This window comes from Bacillus sp. 7_6_55CFAA_CT2 (assembly GCF_000238655.1).
Classification (GTDB): domain Bacteria; phylum Bacillota; class Bacilli; order Bacillales; family Bacillaceae_G; genus Bacillus_A; species Bacillus_A cereus.
In genome coordinates, this window is the sequence record NZ_JH414708.1 from 654,996 (window position 1) to 671,355 (window position 16,360).

The window sequence follows — 16,360 nt, forward strand, 5'->3', positions numbered from 1 at the left end:
CTTTTTATTATCTTATTTCTTCATCTACATCCTACTATATGTATAAATATCTTTCCCAGTAATCTTACAATAAACGATTATGTATTAGGAATTTACGAAAATACATTGCTGATATATGGTATATGGATATAAAATAAGAAAAGAATAATTTTTTTGGCAAATCTTACTGATGAAACTGTAGTATAATATATTGTATTGTATGAAAAAGAGAGTTATTCTATATAAGTGTTTTATAGATAATGTGTAATCAGTCGTCAAAACATGAAGAATGTTGACTCCTGGTTTTTTATTTTTGCCGTAACAATGTTTCAGGAGGATGTCATGAAAAGAAGTACCGAGTTTCTAAAAAGTTTAGATGTAAAATTAATTTTAATTTTGTGTGCACTATGTGTGACGAGTATAGCTGCTATATATAGCAGTCAGCAAACGGGACAGTATGGAGCTGCAAACTTTGCTATGAAACAAGGTGTTAACTACATAATTGGGGTTGTATTGTTACTTCTTGTTGCAAGCATCGACTTAGATCAATTGCAAAAATTATCGTGGCCGCTTTATATTGCTGGATTTGCTTCACTTATTCTTTTGAAAGTATTACCACCATCAGGTTTTACACCTGAAAAATTAGGTGCAAAAAGATGGTTTGTTTTCCCAGTATTTGGGCAAATTCAGCCGTCTGAGTTTTTCAAAATTGCATTGCTACTTGTAGTAGCGAGTATAGCAGTGAAACATAATGCACAGTATATGGCAAGGACATTCCAAACAGATTTAAAGCTAGTAGGTAAAATTATGCTAGTGTCACTTCCACCTATGGCGGTTGTATATAGTCAACCTGATACAGGTATGGTGTTCTTATATGCTGCTGCTATTGCATGTATTTTATTTATGTCAGGTATTCAAAAGAAATTGATAGCATTATGTACAGTTATTCCGTTGACCATATTATCTGCTTTAATATTTATTTTCTTTAAGTATCAAGACTTTTTCTATAATAATTTAGTTACTTTACTAAAGCCTCACCAACAGTCGCGTATTGTAGGTTGGTTAAATCCATTTGAAAATGCAGATCAAGGTTATCAAACGCAACAATCGATTTTAGCTGTAGGTAGTGGAGGAATGGAAGGTAAAGGGTTTGGGGGAGGAAGCGTCTATATCCCAGAGAAGCATACTGACTTTATTTTCGCTACAATTGCCGAAGAAGGTGGATTTATCGTAGCAGCCTTAGTTGTCTTCTTGTTCCTATTACTACTATATCGAACAATTATTATTGGTTATTCCGCTGATAATTTATTTGGTACATTATTATGCGCTGGATCAATCGGTATATTAACAGTTCAAATATTCCAAAACATCGGTATGATCGTTGGATTAATGCCTGTAAAAGGTATTGCATTACCTTTCTTATCGTATGGGGGGAGTTCCTTATTCTCAAATATGATTATGATGGGGCTCATATTATCGGTACGGAAAACTTATAAAAAATATATGTTTTCAGTTAAGTAAAAAAAGCTGGTTCGTTTTTAAACGAACCAGCTTTTTTACATATATGCTCATAAACGTTGCAAACTAAACAGGATAGCAGTTTGAGACGGGTAAGGAGTGCAAAGTGATGCATATGCATATTTTTGAAGGAGCACGGCATCTTTCTACTAGTGAATGGGTTATTCGGGCTATTATAGCATACATATTTTTAATATTAGTTGCGAAAGCGATGGGGCAAAGGTCTATCGCACAACTTCGTTTTTTAGATGTTGTATTAGTGTTATTGCTTGGTGGGAATATTTCTAACGCATTGTCTGATGAAAAAGTAGGGTTACTGGGCTCGATGATTACAACGTTCATACTTGTTGTACTTCATATTATAAGCTCAGTTTTAATGCTGAAATGGGATAGATGGAGACGTTTTTTAGAGCCAGCACCTATTATTCTTATACATAATGGTTCCATTGATTTTAGCAATTTGAAAAAGGCGAGAATTACCTTGGAATATTTGTTTTCGGAACTTCGTATGCGAAATGTGAGCGATATTCAAACGATTAAATTAGCGTTATGGGAAGCAAACGGTGTCGTTTCTATATTTCGGTATCCAGAATATGAAGCAGTTTCGCGGCTTGATCTTAAAGTGGCGGGAAAAAAATCTCCAGTTTCTTTTGTATTAGTAAAGGATGGGAGGATACAGAAAGATGTTCTTGCATTATTAGGAAAAACAGAAGCGTGGGCGAGAGAATTTCTAGAGGAGAGTACAGAAGTCGAATCTATTATGTTAGCTACAGTAGATGAATCACATAAAATAAATATTTTGTTAAAAAAATGAAAAATATACGCATTTTGTCGTTTCGTACATATGATACAATAGTGTGGACAACGAAAAAGGAGGCGATACGGTGGGATATGTAGAAGAATTACGAAAAATAGTTGGTCATCGCCCTTTAATTTTAGTTGGTGCTGTTGTACTCGTTATAAATGAAAATGGATATGTTTTATTGCAGCAGCGGACAGAGCCGTACGGAAAATGGGGGCTACCTGGCGGGCTAATGGAGCTTAGTGAATCACCAGAAGAAACAGCTTATCGTGAAGTATATGAAGAGACAGGAATAAAAGTGAAGAACTTGCGACTAATCAATGTATTTTCTGGAGCGAACTACTTTACAAAATTAGAAAACGGTGATGAATTTCAATCTGTAACAACCGCCTATTATACGGATGAATACGAAGGGGATTTTGTTATGAATAAAGAAGAAGCAGTTCAGCTTAAATTCTTTTCAGTAACAGAACTACCTGACTATATTGTAGGATCGCATAAAAAAATGATTGCTGAATATATGAAGATTATGGAAAAAAAGATATAATAATAGTGAAAGAAATACAAAAACACAGCTCTGGTTGGTAGTCCAGACGCATGATTTCATGTCAGTAACCTTCCCCTCCGGGATGTCCCGTATTTCTAATCTTTTAAAGGAGGGGCTGTCAATGGATTTGACAGTATATCACGATGGCCAATTTTTTGTTGGAATCATTACATGTAAAGAAAAAGGGAAATTGTATGGGGCGAGGTATATTTTTGGGGCGGAACCGTCAGATGAAGAAGTGCTTATGTTTGTGAATGGTTCACTTTTAGAGCATTTTCAGCACTTTGCAAAATGTGGTGTAGAAGTTAAAGAAAAACAGCGTCCTAAAAACATAAAGCGTATCATACGACAAGCAGCAAAAGAAACAACTATTAAACGTTTTACTAAGGCGCAAGAGGCGATTAGTTTATCTTATGAATTGCATAAACAAGAAAAGAAACTGCAGTCTAAAGAGAAGCGAGAAGCTGAAAAAGAAAGAAGACGTTTAATGAAAGTACAAAAAGCAAAGCAAAAACATCGTGGTCATTAAAGAAAAGGTGTTAGAGCAAGAGCTCTAACACCTTTTCTATACTTAAATACAAGTAAACTTACTTGTATTTCATAAACATTAACTGGTAAGATACAAATAGGTAGTTTTAGAGGAGGGAAAAGAGTGATTAATTTTAACTTTTTTATGAATGATGTTGTCCGCCAAGCGCGTGAAGAGATTGTCTCTGCTGGATATACAGAATTGACGACGCCAGAAGCGGTAGAAGAAGCGTTTAAAAGAAATGGAACAACACTTGTAATGGTAAACTCTGTATGTGGTTGTGCAGGTGGTATTGCTCGTCCTGCTGCTGCGCATTCCGTACATTATGATAAACGTCCTAACCACCTTGTAACGGTGTTTGCAGGTCAAGATAAAGAAGCGACAGCAAGAGCGCGTGAATATTTCGAAGGGTACCCACCTTCTTCTCCATCATTTGCTTTATTAAAAGATGGAAAAATTGTAACGATGGTAGAGCGTCATGAAATTGAAGGTCATGAACCGATGCAAGTTATTGCGAAATTACAATCGTATTTCGAAGAGAATTGTGAAGAACTATAAAAAATAAGAGAAAAGGCGGCACGTCCACAATCAAGTGGATGTGCCGCCTTTTTTATTTATTATTAAAATTTCTGAGATATGCATAGTTATGTTATTTTATGCATCATTTTATACATAACAAACAGCATTTGTATTGTTATATTATTTATTTTTATTTTATATATTGCATAAAAATAAAAGTGCTGATACAATACAAACATCGAATAAATATTCTATTAAACTTTTAAATATACATTATTAGGGGGAAGAAAGATGAAGAAGTTAGTATCAATATCGTTTGCACTTATTTTAAGTGTAAGTATATTCAGCGCTTGTAGTAATGGGGAATCGAAAGAAACAAAAGGAAATAAAAAAGTACTCGTAATGGGAACTTCAGCAGATTATAAACCTTATGAATATGTAGATGCGTCAAAGAGCGATGAAATTATTGGCTTTGATGTTGATGTTGCTAAATATATCGGAAAAGAACTTGGGTATGAAGTGAAAGTGAAAGATATGGATTTTGGTGGTTTATTAGCATCTCTTAGTTCAGGAAAAGTTGATTTCGTAATGGCAGGTATGACGCCAACTGCAGAGCGTAAAAATAATGTTGATTTTACAGATATTTATTTTGTTGCGAAAAATATGGTCGTTTCTAAAAAGGATTCTAACATTAAATCTGTAGAGGATTTAAAAGGGAAAAAAGTAGGGGTACAAACAGGGTCTATTCAAGAAGAGAAAGCTGCAGAATTTAAAAAACAAGTAGATTTCCAAGTTGAGGGACGTGACCGTATACCAGAAATCGTACAAGAAATTAAAGCTGGTCGTTTTGACGCTGCAATTATAGAAGATACAGTTGCTAAAAATTATTTAGAGAAAATGAAAGATTTACAAGGAATTGAAATTAAAGAAGCACCAGAAGAAGTTGGAGCAGCAATTGCCCTTCCGAAAAACAGTGATAAAACAGCTGAATTTAATAAAGTAATTAAAAAAATGCAAGAAAATGGAGAAATGGATAAATTAGTGAAGAAATGGTTTGGCAGCGGAAAATAAGCTGCCTTTCACTTTTCTGTGAGGGGAATGAAAAGAATGAACTTAGATTTTTCGGCGATTACGCCTTCGATACCATATATACTAAAAGGTTTAGAAGTTACTTTGAAAATTGTAGCAGTATCAGCTTTAGCAGGATTTATTTTAGGAACGCTATTAGCACTTTGTAAAATTGCTAGAATACGAGCATTAAATATAGCAGCAGATTTTTATACATCAATTTTTCGTGGTACACCCCTTGTATTGCAATTAATGATTATTTATTTCGGCGTCCCACAAATAATTGGTTATGAAATACCAGCATTTTTAGCTGCTGTACTTGCATTTAGCTTAAATTCAGGTGCATACATGTCAGAAGTAATTCGTGCTGGTATTCAAGCGGTTGATAAAGGACAAACAGAAGCAGCAATGGCTTTAGGGATACCGTACGGAAAAATGATGAGAAATATTATTTTCCCTCAAGCATTAAAAAATATATTACCAGCGCTTGTGAACGAATTTGCGACACTTACGAAAGAATCGGCTGTAGTAACAGTAATAGGCGCGACTGATTTAATGCGTCGTGCTTACATTGTAGGCGGTGAGACATTTAAATATCTTGAACCATTACTTTTTGTTGGACTGATTTATTATATGTTAGTCATTATTCTTACATTAGTCGGGAAGGCAATTGAAGGGAGAATGAAGAAAAGTGATTAAAATTGAAAACCTTCATAAATCATTTGGTAAAAACGAAGTATTAAAAGGAATTACAACAACAATTGAAAAAGGGGAAGTAGTCGCAATTATAGGGCCTTCTGGATCAGGAAAATCAACATTTTTACGTTGTATGAATATGTTAGAAGCACCAACGGATGGTCACATTTGGATTGGGACGGAAGAAGTAACGAATCCGAAAACGAATGTTATGCATGTTCGTGAAAATGTCGGTATGGTATTTCAACATTTTCACTTATTTCCTCATATGACTGTATTAGAAAATATTATGTATGCTCCTATCAATGTAAAAGGGGTAACGAAGCAAGAAGCTGAAAAGAAAGCTGAGAAACTTTTAGAAAAGGTTGGATTAGTAGATAAAAAAGATACGTATCCAAATCGTCTTTCGGGAGGACAAAAGCAACGTGTAGCAATTGCAAGAGCGTTAGCGATGGAACCGGAAGTTATGTTATTTGATGAACCGACATCGGCGCTAGATCCAGAGATGGTGAAAGAAGTGTTAGAAGTTATGAAATCGTTAGTTACGACAGGAATGACGATGGCTATCGTTACACATGAAATGGGCTTTGCAAAAGAAGTGGCAGATCGTGTTCTTTTCTTGGACGGAGGAAAGCTTGTAGAAGATAGTGCGCCAGAAGAATTTTTTGCAGCGCCGAAAAGTGAACGTGCGCAACAATTTTTACAAAAAATATTGTAATATGAAAAGGTTATGTGAATAATAAGTAGAAAAGGATGACATTGTGTCATCCTTTTTTTATACTAGCTGTAAATACGTTTATACATATAGGAGTAATGATATGTTTAAAATTGGATATCGTACAGTAAAAACAGCAATAGGGACAGGTGCGGCAGTTTTTATTGCTCAGTTATTAGGGTTAGAATTTTATAGTTCAGCAGGCATTTTAGTTATTTTATGTGTACAAAATACGAAGCGCAAATCACTTCAAGTGTCGTTACATCGTTTTCTAGCGTGTGTATTATCAATGGCATTCGCGTTTTGTATTTTTGAAACGATTGGCTATACACCACTTGCAATTAGCATATTGTTACTTACATTTATTCCGACTGCAGTAATGCTTAAAATTCAAGAAGGTATTGTCACGAGTTCAGTTATTGTTATGCATCTATATTCATTGAAGCAAATTACATGGCTTATAGTTGGAAATGAAATTGCTATATTAACGATAGGGATTAGCGTGGCGTTATTAGTAAATATGTATATGCCGAGTAGTGAAAATAAGCTAAAAGAGTATCAGGATAAAATAGAGAATAATTTTAAAACGATTTTGTTTGAAATGGTTGTGTATTTACGAAATCGAGAAAGTAGTTGGAGTGGAGCAGAACTCATTGAAACCGAGAATATGTTAAATGAAGCAAGAGATTTATCGTTTAAAAAACTTGAGAATGCATTTATGCGAGAAGATGATTATTACTATCGTTATTTTAATATGCGTATGCAACAATTCGAAATTTTAGAGCGAATGATACCACTAGCAGCTTCTTTATCGTGGACATATGAACAAGCTGACATGATTGCAGATGTTGTTGAAAACATTGGTAATGCTATTAGCCCTGAGAGTACTGGCGTTATTTCCTTAAGGCAGCTTCAAGAAATGAGGGGATTATTTAGAGACATGCCATTGCCAGCTACACGCGAAGAATTTGAGATACGTGCGAAACTTGTTCAACTTGTGTATGAAATGGAACAATATTTACTCATTAAAAGTCGCTTTAAGGGAAAGGATAATATAAAAGAACTTATATAGAAGGTAGGAATTATCTATGCCGTATCTTCTCTCTATCATATTATGTCTTTCTTTATCGCCGATTTGGCCTCTTGGGGATAATCCACGTGCCGGAGATACTTTTATTATTGTAAATAAAGCAACGAATAAATTAGCTTACATTGACGATGGAAAGATTCAAAAGGTTTTTCCAGTAGCGACAGGGAAAACGAATGAATTAACTCCAGAAGGAAATTTTGATGTTGTAATGAAAGCAAAGGATCCGTATTACATTGCGAAGGATATTCCAGGTGGATCGCCAAAAAATCCACTTGGGTCAAGGTGGATTGGATTTAATGCAAGAGGAACTGATGGAAGTAAATATGGAATACATGGAACAAACCAACCGAGTTCAATTGGAAAGTATATTTCACAAGGGTGTATAAGAATGAAGAAAAACGATGTGGAATATTTGTTTGATCGCATTCCAATTGGAACGAAAGTATGGATTGTGAAATCGAAAAAATCATTTCAGCAATTGGCAAAAGAAAAAGGAGCCGTTGCATATGAAAAAGCCAACGAAAAGGTTGGCTTTTTCTATTATAATAAGTTGTCTTGACATGTGTACATAACCGTGCGTTAATGAGAGTATAGAAAGATAAAATTAGATAAAGGGGTTGCTCATATGTACTTGAATCCAAAACTTTCGTATATGCAGTTTTTTATGGGATTTCTATTTGTTATTACATTCATATTGGCAACTTTTAATATATGTTCTTATCTTGTAGCGATTGTATGTATGGCATTACTTAATCTCACTTTTGTTATTGGGGCATTTCAGCAGAAACAATATACAAGTTTTGTAATAGCGCTTGTAATGTCATTTTCCTTTAGTATTGTAGCGATTGTGTTTTATATAAAATAAACCATCTCGATGTCGAGATGGTTTATTTTGTTATGTGTAAAAAGTAAAAAAAGGACGAACACATCGCCCTTTTTACCAAAACATACTCGCGCCAGCAAGTAATGTTGTTACAAGCATAGAAATTAGCATCACATAAACCATAACTTTTTGAGCTTTTTTATGCATCGTTATACCTCCTTGCAAATCAGTACAATTTCATTGTAACGAGAAATGAAATTATGGACAAGGGGAGAGTGAGGACAAAATTCGGGAGGGGATTGCAAAATATAACAGGAAATTTGAGAGTGTGTAGAGAATATAGTAAAAGGGTATATTGTTAATTTTTAGTTGGGCAAGCTGAAGAATGGAGATACGATGATGAAAATATACGAAACAGATCGTTTATACTTAAGGGAAATTGATGAGTCGTATGCTGAAACAGTTCTTCAATATTACGACAGAAATCGTGAATTTTTAAAAGCTTGGGAAGAGTATAGACCGGATGATTTTTTTACGCTAGATTATCAAAAGAAAAAGTTGCAAAAGGATAGAAAAGAGTTCGAAGAAGGGAAAATCATCAGACTATGGATTTTTAAAAAGGGTGATGATACGAAAATAATTGGATGTATTTCATTTAATTTAATCGTTCGTGGCATTTATCAATCTTGTGTACTCAGTTATAAATTAGATAAAGCAGAGTTAAACAAAGGGTATACGACAGAAGCGCTTAGAAAAGCAATTCAAGTTGCTTTTGGGGAATTTCAGTTACATCGTATAGAAGCTCCGATTATGCCTCGTAATTTAGCATCTATACAAGTAGTAACGAAGATAGGTTTTCAATATGAAGGCGTGTCTAGGAAGATGTTAATGGTAAATGGCGTGTGGGAAGATCATATGCGCTGGGTATTGTTAAATGAGTAATAGAAAGCAGATGGTTATCTAGACATGTAAACCATCTGTTTTTTGTCTTGTATTTCGAAACTTTTGCGAAATTCTGTTATAATTAATAGTGTTACATACATAATGGTAGTGCAGGAGGCGCAGTCTTATGATTAATCAAGAACGTTTAGTAAATGAATTTATGGAATTAGTACAAGTAGATTCTGAAACGAAATTTGAAGCAGAAATCTGCAAAGTATTAACGAAGAAATTCACAGATTTAGGTGTAGAAGTATTTGAAGATGACACAATGGCTGTAACTGGTCATGGTGCAGGTAACTTAATTTGTACTTTACCAGCAACAAAAGATGGTGTTGATACAATTTACTTTACTTCTCATATGGATACAGTAGTTCCTGGTAATGGAATTAAGCCTTCTATTAAAGATGGATATATCGTATCAGATGGTACAACAATTTTAGGTGCGGATGATAAAGCTGGATTAGCATCAATGTTCGAAGCAATCCGTGTTTTAAAAGAGAAAAATATCCCTCATGGTAAAATTGAATTTATTATTACAGTCGGAGAAGAATCAGGTCTTGTTGGTGCAAAAGCATTAGACCGTGAGCGTATTACAGCGAAATATGGCTACGCATTAGATAGCGATGGAAAAGTTGGTGAAATCGTTGTTGCAGCTCCAACACAAGCGAAAGTGAACGCAATTATTCGCGGAAAAACAGCTCACGCTGGTGTAGCGCCGGAGAAAGGTGTATCTGCAATTACTATCGCAGCGAAAGCAATTGCGAAGATGCCACTTGGTCGCATTGACTCTGAAACGACTGCAAATATTGGGCGTTTTGAAGGTGGTACACAAACGAATATCGTTTGCGATCATGTACAAATCTTTGCAGAAGCTCGTTCTTTAATCAATGAGAAAATGGAAGCACAAGTTGCGAAAATGAAAGAAGCATTTGAAACAACTGCAAAAGAAATGGGCGGGTATGCAGACGTTGAAGTAAACGTTATGTACCCAGGATTTAAATTTGCTGATGGCGATCACGTTGTAGAAGTTGCAAAACGTGCAGCTGAAAAAATTGGTCGTACACCTTCTCTTCACCAAAGTGGTGGCGGAAGTGATGCAAACGTAATTGCAGGACATGGTATCCCAACAGTTAACTTAGCAGTTGGTTATGAAGAAATTCATACAACAAACGAGAAGATTCCTGTTGAAGAATTAGCAAAAACAGCAGAATTAGTTGTTGCAATTATTGAAGAAGTAGCGAAGTAATGAAATAGAAAAAGCGTGTAAATCAATTGTGATTTACACGCTTTTTATTTTGATTCGATTGCTTTGACAAGACGTATAAGCCAATATAAGAAAACCTATGGAAGTATATACGTTGTTGCTACATGTACTAGACGAAGGAATAATCCTAACGTATTCATATTGAAAATCGGAAGTAGTAAATAATTAATTGCAATGATTAATATAACTACAAGGAATGTATAGTTGAGTTTATCCCGCTATTTGCCGGACAGTAAGCTCCCTACCTCAAAATTCTGCGAAAGTAAAGAAGTTAAGTGGGGGCCCTGCTGCCCGCAAAAACCCGATTGGTGAGGCTGATTAAAGTTTCACTTTATTAGCTGATCTCATCATAATCAGACCCTTTCACATATATATCGATTATAAAAAAGAACAAGTAATTATTATAACTATTGTGCAAAATTTGATATAATGAAAGAACGAACGTTCTGATTAGGGAGTGAGTACTATGCGAGAAATGTATCCGAAAAATGGTCGTGTTATTTTACATGTAGATATGAATTGCTTTTTCGCATCTGTTGAAATTGCTCATGATCCATCATTACAAGGAAAGCCATTAGCGGTTGCTGGAAATGAAAAAGAGAGAAAAGGAATTATTATAACATGTAGTTATGAGGCGAGAGAATACGGAATACGTACGACGATGCCCCTTTGGGAAGCGAAAAGGTTATGCCCGCAATTAGTTGTAAGGCGTCCTAATTTCACATTATATCGCGAAGCTTCATTTCAAATGTTTCAAGTCCTTTCCCGTTTTACAGAAAAGATACAACCAGTCTCAATAGATGAAGGATATTTAGATATTACAGATTGCTACGCACTTGGTTCGCCTCTTGAAATAGCAAAGATGATTCAACAAGCACTATTAACAGAGTTGCAGCTTCCGTGTAGTATCGGAATTGCTCCAAATCTTTTCCTAGCAAAAACAGCTTCTGATATGAAAAAACCTCTCGGTATTACCGTACTTCGAAAACGTGATATTCCAGAAATGATTTGGACACTTCCAGTTGAAGCAATGCATGGGATTGGAGAAAAAACAGCTGAAAAATTAAATGAAATTCATATACATACAATTGAACAGTTAGCGAAGGGAGACGAGCATATCATTCGCGCTAAAATTGGGAAGCACGGTATTGATTTACAAAAGCGTGCAAAAGGTACGGATGATAGGGAAGTGGATCCGAGTCAAATGGGCCAACATAAAAGTGTCGGTAACTCGATGACTTTTTCAAAGGATATGGATGAAGAGAAAGAATTGCTTGATATGTTAGAACGTTTATCAAAATCAGTGAGTAAAAGATTACAAAAGCGAACCCTTGTCAGCTATAATATTCAAATTATGATTAAATACCATGATAGGCGAACAGTAACACGGAGTAAGCAATTGAAAAATGCAATTTGGGAAGAACGCGATATTTTTCAAGCAGCATCCCGTTTATGGAAGCAACATTGGGATGGTGATTCCGTTCGTTTACTAGGTGTTACAGCTACTGAAATAGAGTGGAAGACAGAATCGGTGAAACAATTAGATTTGTTTTCATTTGAAGAGGATGCGAAAAAAGAACCACTACTTGCTGTCATTGATCAAATTAATGATAAGTATGGAACACCGATTTTACAACGAGGTAGTCAACTACTACGTAAGCAAGAGAAGTCGTTTCAACAAAAGTTAGAAAATAAATTTATGTAGAAGGTGTCATGAAGTAGTAAAATCATGACACCTTTCCTATTATACAGGTACCAAGTGATACGAGAGCATTTGTCCGTAACCCAGCCATTCGGTGTCTCCATTGTCTTTCCATTCCAATGCAAGCTCCTACAATAATTGCGATAACTAATCTGAATACAATGTCGTACCATACCATCATGGTCACCTCCATATATAAATATGTGTTATGTTTTTTAGAATGAGCGGGGAATACCCACTCATTCTTATTTTTACAACCAGCTATGAAACTTTTTAATATAAAGCTTTTTAGGAACTGTGTTAAAAAAGCGTAGCCTAATAGTATTCCTACTACCCAAGGGAAGTAGTTAAGTGGCAATGCTTGCAAACCAACGGCTGCACCAAGTGGTGAGAATGGAATATAAATCCCGATTGCCATAATAAGAGCGGTTAATAAAACGACTGGTGTTGATGCAGTGCTTTGAATAAATGGAATCTTTTGTGTTCTTATCATGTGAACAATTAAAGTTTGTGTTAACAATCCAACGACAAACCAACCGGACTGGAATAATGATTGCTCGCTCGGTGTATTTGCACCAAATACATTCCACATGACTACGTATGTGATAATATCAAATACGGAACTAATTGGGCCGATAGAAATAATGAAGCTTCGTAAGTTTGCAGTATCCCATTTTCGTGGTTTTTCTAGAAACTCTTTATCCATTTTGTCCCATGGAATAGAAAGTTGTGAAATATCATAAAGTAAGTTTTGAATTAAAAGATGAATGGCAAGCATCGGTAAAAAAGGAATGAAAGCACTTGCTACTAACACGCTAAACACATTACCGAAGTTAGAGCTAGCTGTCATCTTAATATATTTTAAAATATTTCCGAATGTAGTACGTCCTTCTAAAATACCTGCTTCTAATATAGTTAAACTTTTTTCGAGTAGAATAATATCGGAAGCTTCTTTCGCAATATCAGTAGCAGTATTAACAGATATTCCGACATCAGCTTCACGTAATGCTACAGCATCGTTAATGCCGTCTCCCATGTAACCTACAGTGTGTCCATTTCCTTGTAATGCGTGTATAATACGAGATTTTTGCATTGGATTAAGCTTCGCAAATACAGTCGTTTCTTCAGCAAGTTTTGCTAATGCTTTATCTGGTAAAGAATCAATCTCGTAACCGAGGGTTGGTTCGCCGATATCTAATCCAACTTCTTTACAAACCTTTCTTGTAACAATTTCGTTATCGCCAGTTAAAATTTTCACTTGTACACCATGTTTTTGTAATGCTTGAATTGCAGCTGCTGCAGATGGTTTCGGTGGATCTAAAAAGCCGATATATCCACTGAGAATCATATCAGTTTCGTCTTTTACTGCGTACTCTGTATCATTTATTCTTCTATCTTTTTTATAAGCCACAGCAATAACTCGCATACCTTCACTATTTAGTGTCTCACTTAGTTTTTTGACATTTGAACGTATTTCCTCGGTGAGTGGAACGATTTTTTCATCCACTTCAGTGTAGTTACAAATTGATAAAATTTCTTCTACGGCACCTTTACAAACCATTGTATGTTCACCTGAAATATCCTTTACGATAACTGACATACGCCGGCGGGCGAAATCGAATGGAATTTCATCTAGCTTTTGAAAAGCTGATGGATTAAATTTATTGTTTTCCTCTGTATGCTTAATAACAGCTTTATCTATTAAATTTTTCAATCCAGTTTGATAGAAACTATTTAAATAGGCAAATTGCAAGACGCGATTGCATTCATTTCCCTTGGGATCTAAGTGACGAACAAGGACCACTTTATCTTCTGTTAAAGTTCCGGTTTTATCTGTACAAAGAATGTTCATAGCACCTAAGTTTTGAATAGAATTTAGCTGTTTTACAATTACTTTTTGTTTAGACATGTTAACGGCACCTTTAGCTAAATTAGCAGTTACAATCATTGGTAACATTTCAGGTGTAAGGCCAACAGCAACGGCAATAGCGAAGAAGAAAGCTTCTTGCCAATCTCCTTTTGTGAATCCATTAATGAGAAGGACAATAGGTGCCATAATAAGCATGAATGTAATTAAGAGCCAGCTTACTTTGTTTACACCTTTATCAAAGCTTGTTTCTACACGCTTTCCAATTACCTTATTTGCTAAAGAGCCGAAATACGTATCGGTACTTGTTGAGATGACAACAGCTTTTGCGCTGCCACTTACAATATTTGTTCCCATGAAACAAAGGTTTTCCATATCGAGTGGATTGTAATTTTTTTCTATGTTTTTCGGTAAGATATGCTTATTTTCTGTATGGTAGCAGTGTTCGTATTTTTCTACAGGAAGTGCTTCCCCTGTCAAAGAAGATTGATTAACAAATAAATCTTTAGCGGATACAACACGCACATCAGCTGGAACGATATCACCAGCTGAAAGGGAAATAATATCGCCAGGTACAAGTTCCTCAATTGGAATTTCTGTTGTGTAATTTCGGTTTAAATTCTTTACATTTTTTGTTTCATGTACAAATCCATTTATTCTAAATACGCTCGCAGTTGTTCGAACCATAGCTTTTAACTTATCGGCAGCTTTTTGAGAACGAAATTCTTGGGAGAACCGAATCGTTGCACTAAGTAGGACCATTACAGATACGACAATCGTTCCTTGCATATCATCTGTGAAAAAGGAGAGTGCTCCAAGAGCTAATAAAACGAAAATAAATGGATTTTTAAATGCCAATAGAAATTGAATGTACCACGGCGCCATTTTATTATGAGCTATTTCATTCGGACCATATAAAGAAAGTCTACGAGACGCTTCTTGTTTAGATAATCCATCTTGTGTTGTTTCTAAAAGTTTTAACGCAGAGCTTACATCTTGTGTTGCAACCTCCACTAATAATTCGTTATTTGTTTTCATGCTATCTTGCTCATAAGCATGCTTTGTTTCTTGTCTTTGTAAATTAAACATCGGTAGTTCCTCCTCTGTCATGAAGGAGGAAACAATCTGTTACCTAACTATTTGAAATGGTGAGGAACAGTTTCTTTCCTACCTACATGATGAAATATGAATGTAAAACGTATGGGTATCTGGGCCGAATCATCAATTGCCAACTGTTCCTCACCTCCGTACAATTTAGTAGTTTCTGAATATGCTATGTTTGTTTCATAGTAAGGTGCATATAGACGTAAAAAGACCTTTACTCAAAACGAGTAAAGGTCTGAATTCGCAGTTAAAAGAGTCCACAACAAAGACTGTTAGTAGATATAAATAAAAACAGTTTTTGTGTATGACAAAATACATGCACCTCTCCCTCGTTGAGTTTTAGCACTGTATAGCATAGGTACTGAAACCAGCTACGTTAAAAAAGGCCTTCATTCCGACCTTTCCTGTTGACCCATTGGCGTCTCTCGACATTTTTGGGCAGCAGCGTTTCTCTATACAGGAGCCTCACCTAACAGAGACCATATTCAATTACATGTTGATGTTAGCACTGTAAAATCTTAGTGTCAATATCTTTTTTATCTGTGTTTTTAAAATATTAAATGGATTTATAATAGATATATGGGATGAAATGCATGATATTGATTATAAATAATATGGAAAATAAATATTTTTATAAAAGGGGAATTTGTAATGGTACCACAAAATTTTATTATAAATATTGAGAATCAAAAATGGTTGTTTAATGAGCAGGAAGATTTATGTTCTCATGGAGAAATATATTTAAATATGGCTGGAACGATTATTACGCAGGCAGGTATGGATGAGGAATGGGGAATAAGTGAATCAGCTTTAGCTTTGTTACGAACTTTAGATAAAGAATATATTTGTGATATTGAAAATGAAGAGGGGCTTATTTTGCACGGATGTGGCACTATGCTAATGTTAGGATGCCCAATTTCAATTCATTGGACTATAAACCATATAGGTAAAAACGTGATTTTAAAGGACTTTGTCAAAGTTATTTCTACTGATCAAAAGGCTATATACTATGAAGGATTCATATAGAATTGAATGAAAATGAATATAGAAGACAAATTGTTTCTTTTGCACTACAAGCAAAAGAATTATTTAATAAATCAAGTGACAAGATAATTTTAGATGAGTTTGATCAAAGGATGTATACAAACTTTTGGACGGAATATGACGATTTACTAAATAAGTATAAATAAAANAA

General features: G+C 35.1%; 16 protein-coding genes, 2 pseudogenes and 1 riboswitch. Of the genes and pseudogenes, 15 read left to right on the forward strand and 3 right to left on the reverse strand.

Translation table 11 applies throughout. The annotated features are described in order from the left end of the window. The first annotated feature begins 321 nt into the window (after positions 1-321). From HMPREF1014_RS03630 to HMPREF1014_RS03685, 11 genes are all read left to right on the forward strand, one after another. Entirely contained in the window at positions 322-1,500 is a 1,179-nt protein-coding gene (locus tag HMPREF1014_RS03630) for an FtsW/RodA/SpoVE family cell cycle protein (protein WP_000831181.1), read from the forward strand. 106 nt (positions 1,501-1,606) lie between these two features. Then, positions 1,607-2,311, forward strand: coding sequence for a DUF421 domain-containing protein (locus HMPREF1014_RS03635; protein WP_000550978.1), 705 nt, complete (start codon positions 1,607-1,609; stop codon positions 2,309-2,311). Between the two features lie 70 nt (positions 2,312-2,381). Next, positions 2,382-2,846: an NUDIX hydrolase gene (locus HMPREF1014_RS03640; protein ID WP_000542555.1), complete on the forward strand. Its 465-nt coding sequence runs from the start codon at positions 2,382-2,384 to the stop codon at positions 2,844-2,846. A 121-nt stretch (positions 2,847-2,967) separates the two neighbouring features. Further along, entirely contained in the window at positions 2,968-3,375 is a 408-nt protein-coding gene (locus HMPREF1014_RS03645; RefSeq protein ID WP_000366585.1) for a YjdF family protein, read from the forward strand. Positions 3,376-3,519: 144 nt separating this feature from the next. Further along, the gene (locus tag HMPREF1014_RS03650) at positions 3,520-3,933 is read left to right on the forward strand and encodes a BrxA/BrxB family bacilliredoxin (RefSeq protein ID WP_001979317.1); all 414 of its coding nucleotides are present in this window, start codon (positions 3,520-3,522) and stop codon (positions 3,931-3,933) included. A gap of 252 nt (positions 3,934-4,185) precedes the next feature. Further along, entirely contained in the window at positions 4,186-4,965 is a 780-nt protein-coding gene (locus tag HMPREF1014_RS03660) for a transporter substrate-binding domain-containing protein (RefSeq protein ID WP_000737680.1), read from the forward strand. A gap of 36 nt (positions 4,966-5,001) precedes the next feature. After that, complete coding sequence (locus HMPREF1014_RS03665) at positions 5,002-5,661, forward strand: amino acid ABC transporter permease (protein ID WP_001046915.1); 660 nt, start codon at positions 5,002-5,004, stop codon at positions 5,659-5,661. Next, complete coding sequence (locus HMPREF1014_RS03670; RefSeq protein WP_000590199.1) at positions 5,654-6,376, forward strand: amino acid ABC transporter ATP-binding protein; 723 nt, start codon at positions 5,654-5,656, stop codon at positions 6,374-6,376. The genes HMPREF1014_RS03665 and HMPREF1014_RS03670 overlap by 8 nt, the downstream gene beginning before the upstream one ends. A gap of 100 nt (positions 6,377-6,476) precedes the next feature. After that, complete coding sequence (locus tag HMPREF1014_RS03675) at positions 6,477-7,445, forward strand: aromatic acid exporter family protein (RefSeq protein WP_000472666.1); 969 nt, start codon at positions 6,477-6,479, stop codon at positions 7,443-7,445. 16 nt (positions 7,446-7,461) lie between these two features. Further along, on the forward strand, positions 7,462-8,022 hold the full coding sequence (locus HMPREF1014_RS03680; protein ID WP_001146570.1) for a L,D-transpeptidase: 561 nt from the start codon (positions 7,462-7,464) through the stop codon (positions 8,020-8,022). Between the two features lie 66 nt (positions 8,023-8,088). Further along, a complete protein-coding gene (locus HMPREF1014_RS03685; RefSeq protein WP_000281167.1) occupies positions 8,089-8,328 on the forward strand; it encodes a DUF3894 domain-containing protein in 240 nt (79 codons plus the stop codon). 72 nt (positions 8,329-8,400) lie between these two features. On the opposite strand, the gene prli42 is transcribed toward HMPREF1014_RS03685, so the two are convergent. Continuing rightward, positions 8,401-8,493 carry a stressosome-associated protein Prli42 gene (prli42, locus tag HMPREF1014_RS03690; protein ID WP_000549040.1) on the reverse strand — a complete coding sequence of 31 codons (93 nt, stop codon included), beginning with the start codon at positions 8,491-8,493 and terminating at the stop codon, positions 8,401-8,403. A 189-nt stretch (positions 8,494-8,682) separates the two neighbouring features. On the opposite strand from prli42, the gene HMPREF1014_RS03695 reads away from it, so the two are divergent. From HMPREF1014_RS03695 to HMPREF1014_RS03710, 3 genes are all read left to right on the forward strand, one after another. Continuing rightward, the gene (locus HMPREF1014_RS03695; protein WP_001987197.1) at positions 8,683-9,228 is read left to right on the forward strand and encodes a GNAT family N-acetyltransferase; all 546 of its coding nucleotides are present in this window, start codon (positions 8,683-8,685) and stop codon (positions 9,226-9,228) included. Between the two features lie 127 nt (positions 9,229-9,355). After that, complete coding sequence (locus tag HMPREF1014_RS03700; protein WP_000609804.1) at positions 9,356-10,474, forward strand: tripeptidase T; 1,119 nt, start codon at positions 9,356-9,358, stop codon at positions 10,472-10,474. A gap of 484 nt (positions 10,475-10,958) precedes the next feature. Next, positions 10,959-12,197, forward strand: a complete 1,239-nt coding sequence (locus tag HMPREF1014_RS03710) for a DNA polymerase IV (protein WP_001208860.1) — start codon at positions 10,959-10,961, stop codon at positions 12,195-12,197. Between the two features lie 22 nt (positions 12,198-12,219). Here the strand turns inward: HMPREF1014_RS03710 and HMPREF1014_RS31985 are convergent, their stop codons facing one another. Continuing rightward, a complete protein-coding gene (locus tag HMPREF1014_RS31985; RefSeq protein ID WP_347363546.1) occupies positions 12,220-12,387 on the reverse strand; it encodes an MgtC/SapB family protein in 168 nt (55 codons plus the stop codon). A gap of 58 nt (positions 12,388-12,445) precedes the next feature. Continuing rightward, positions 12,446-15,150 (reverse strand): annotated as a pseudogene (gene mgtA, locus HMPREF1014_RS03715) (magnesium-translocating P-type ATPase). A 331-nt stretch (positions 15,151-15,481) separates the two neighbouring features. Beyond that, positions 15,482-15,649, reverse strand: a riboswitch (M-box (ykoK) riboswitch). A 167-nt stretch (positions 15,650-15,816) separates the two neighbouring features. On the opposite strand from mgtA, the pseudogene HMPREF1014_RS03720 reads away from it, so the two are divergent. Then, positions 15,817-16,355: pseudogene (locus HMPREF1014_RS03720) on the forward strand (hypothetical protein). Positions 16,356-16,360 lie beyond the last annotated feature (5 nt).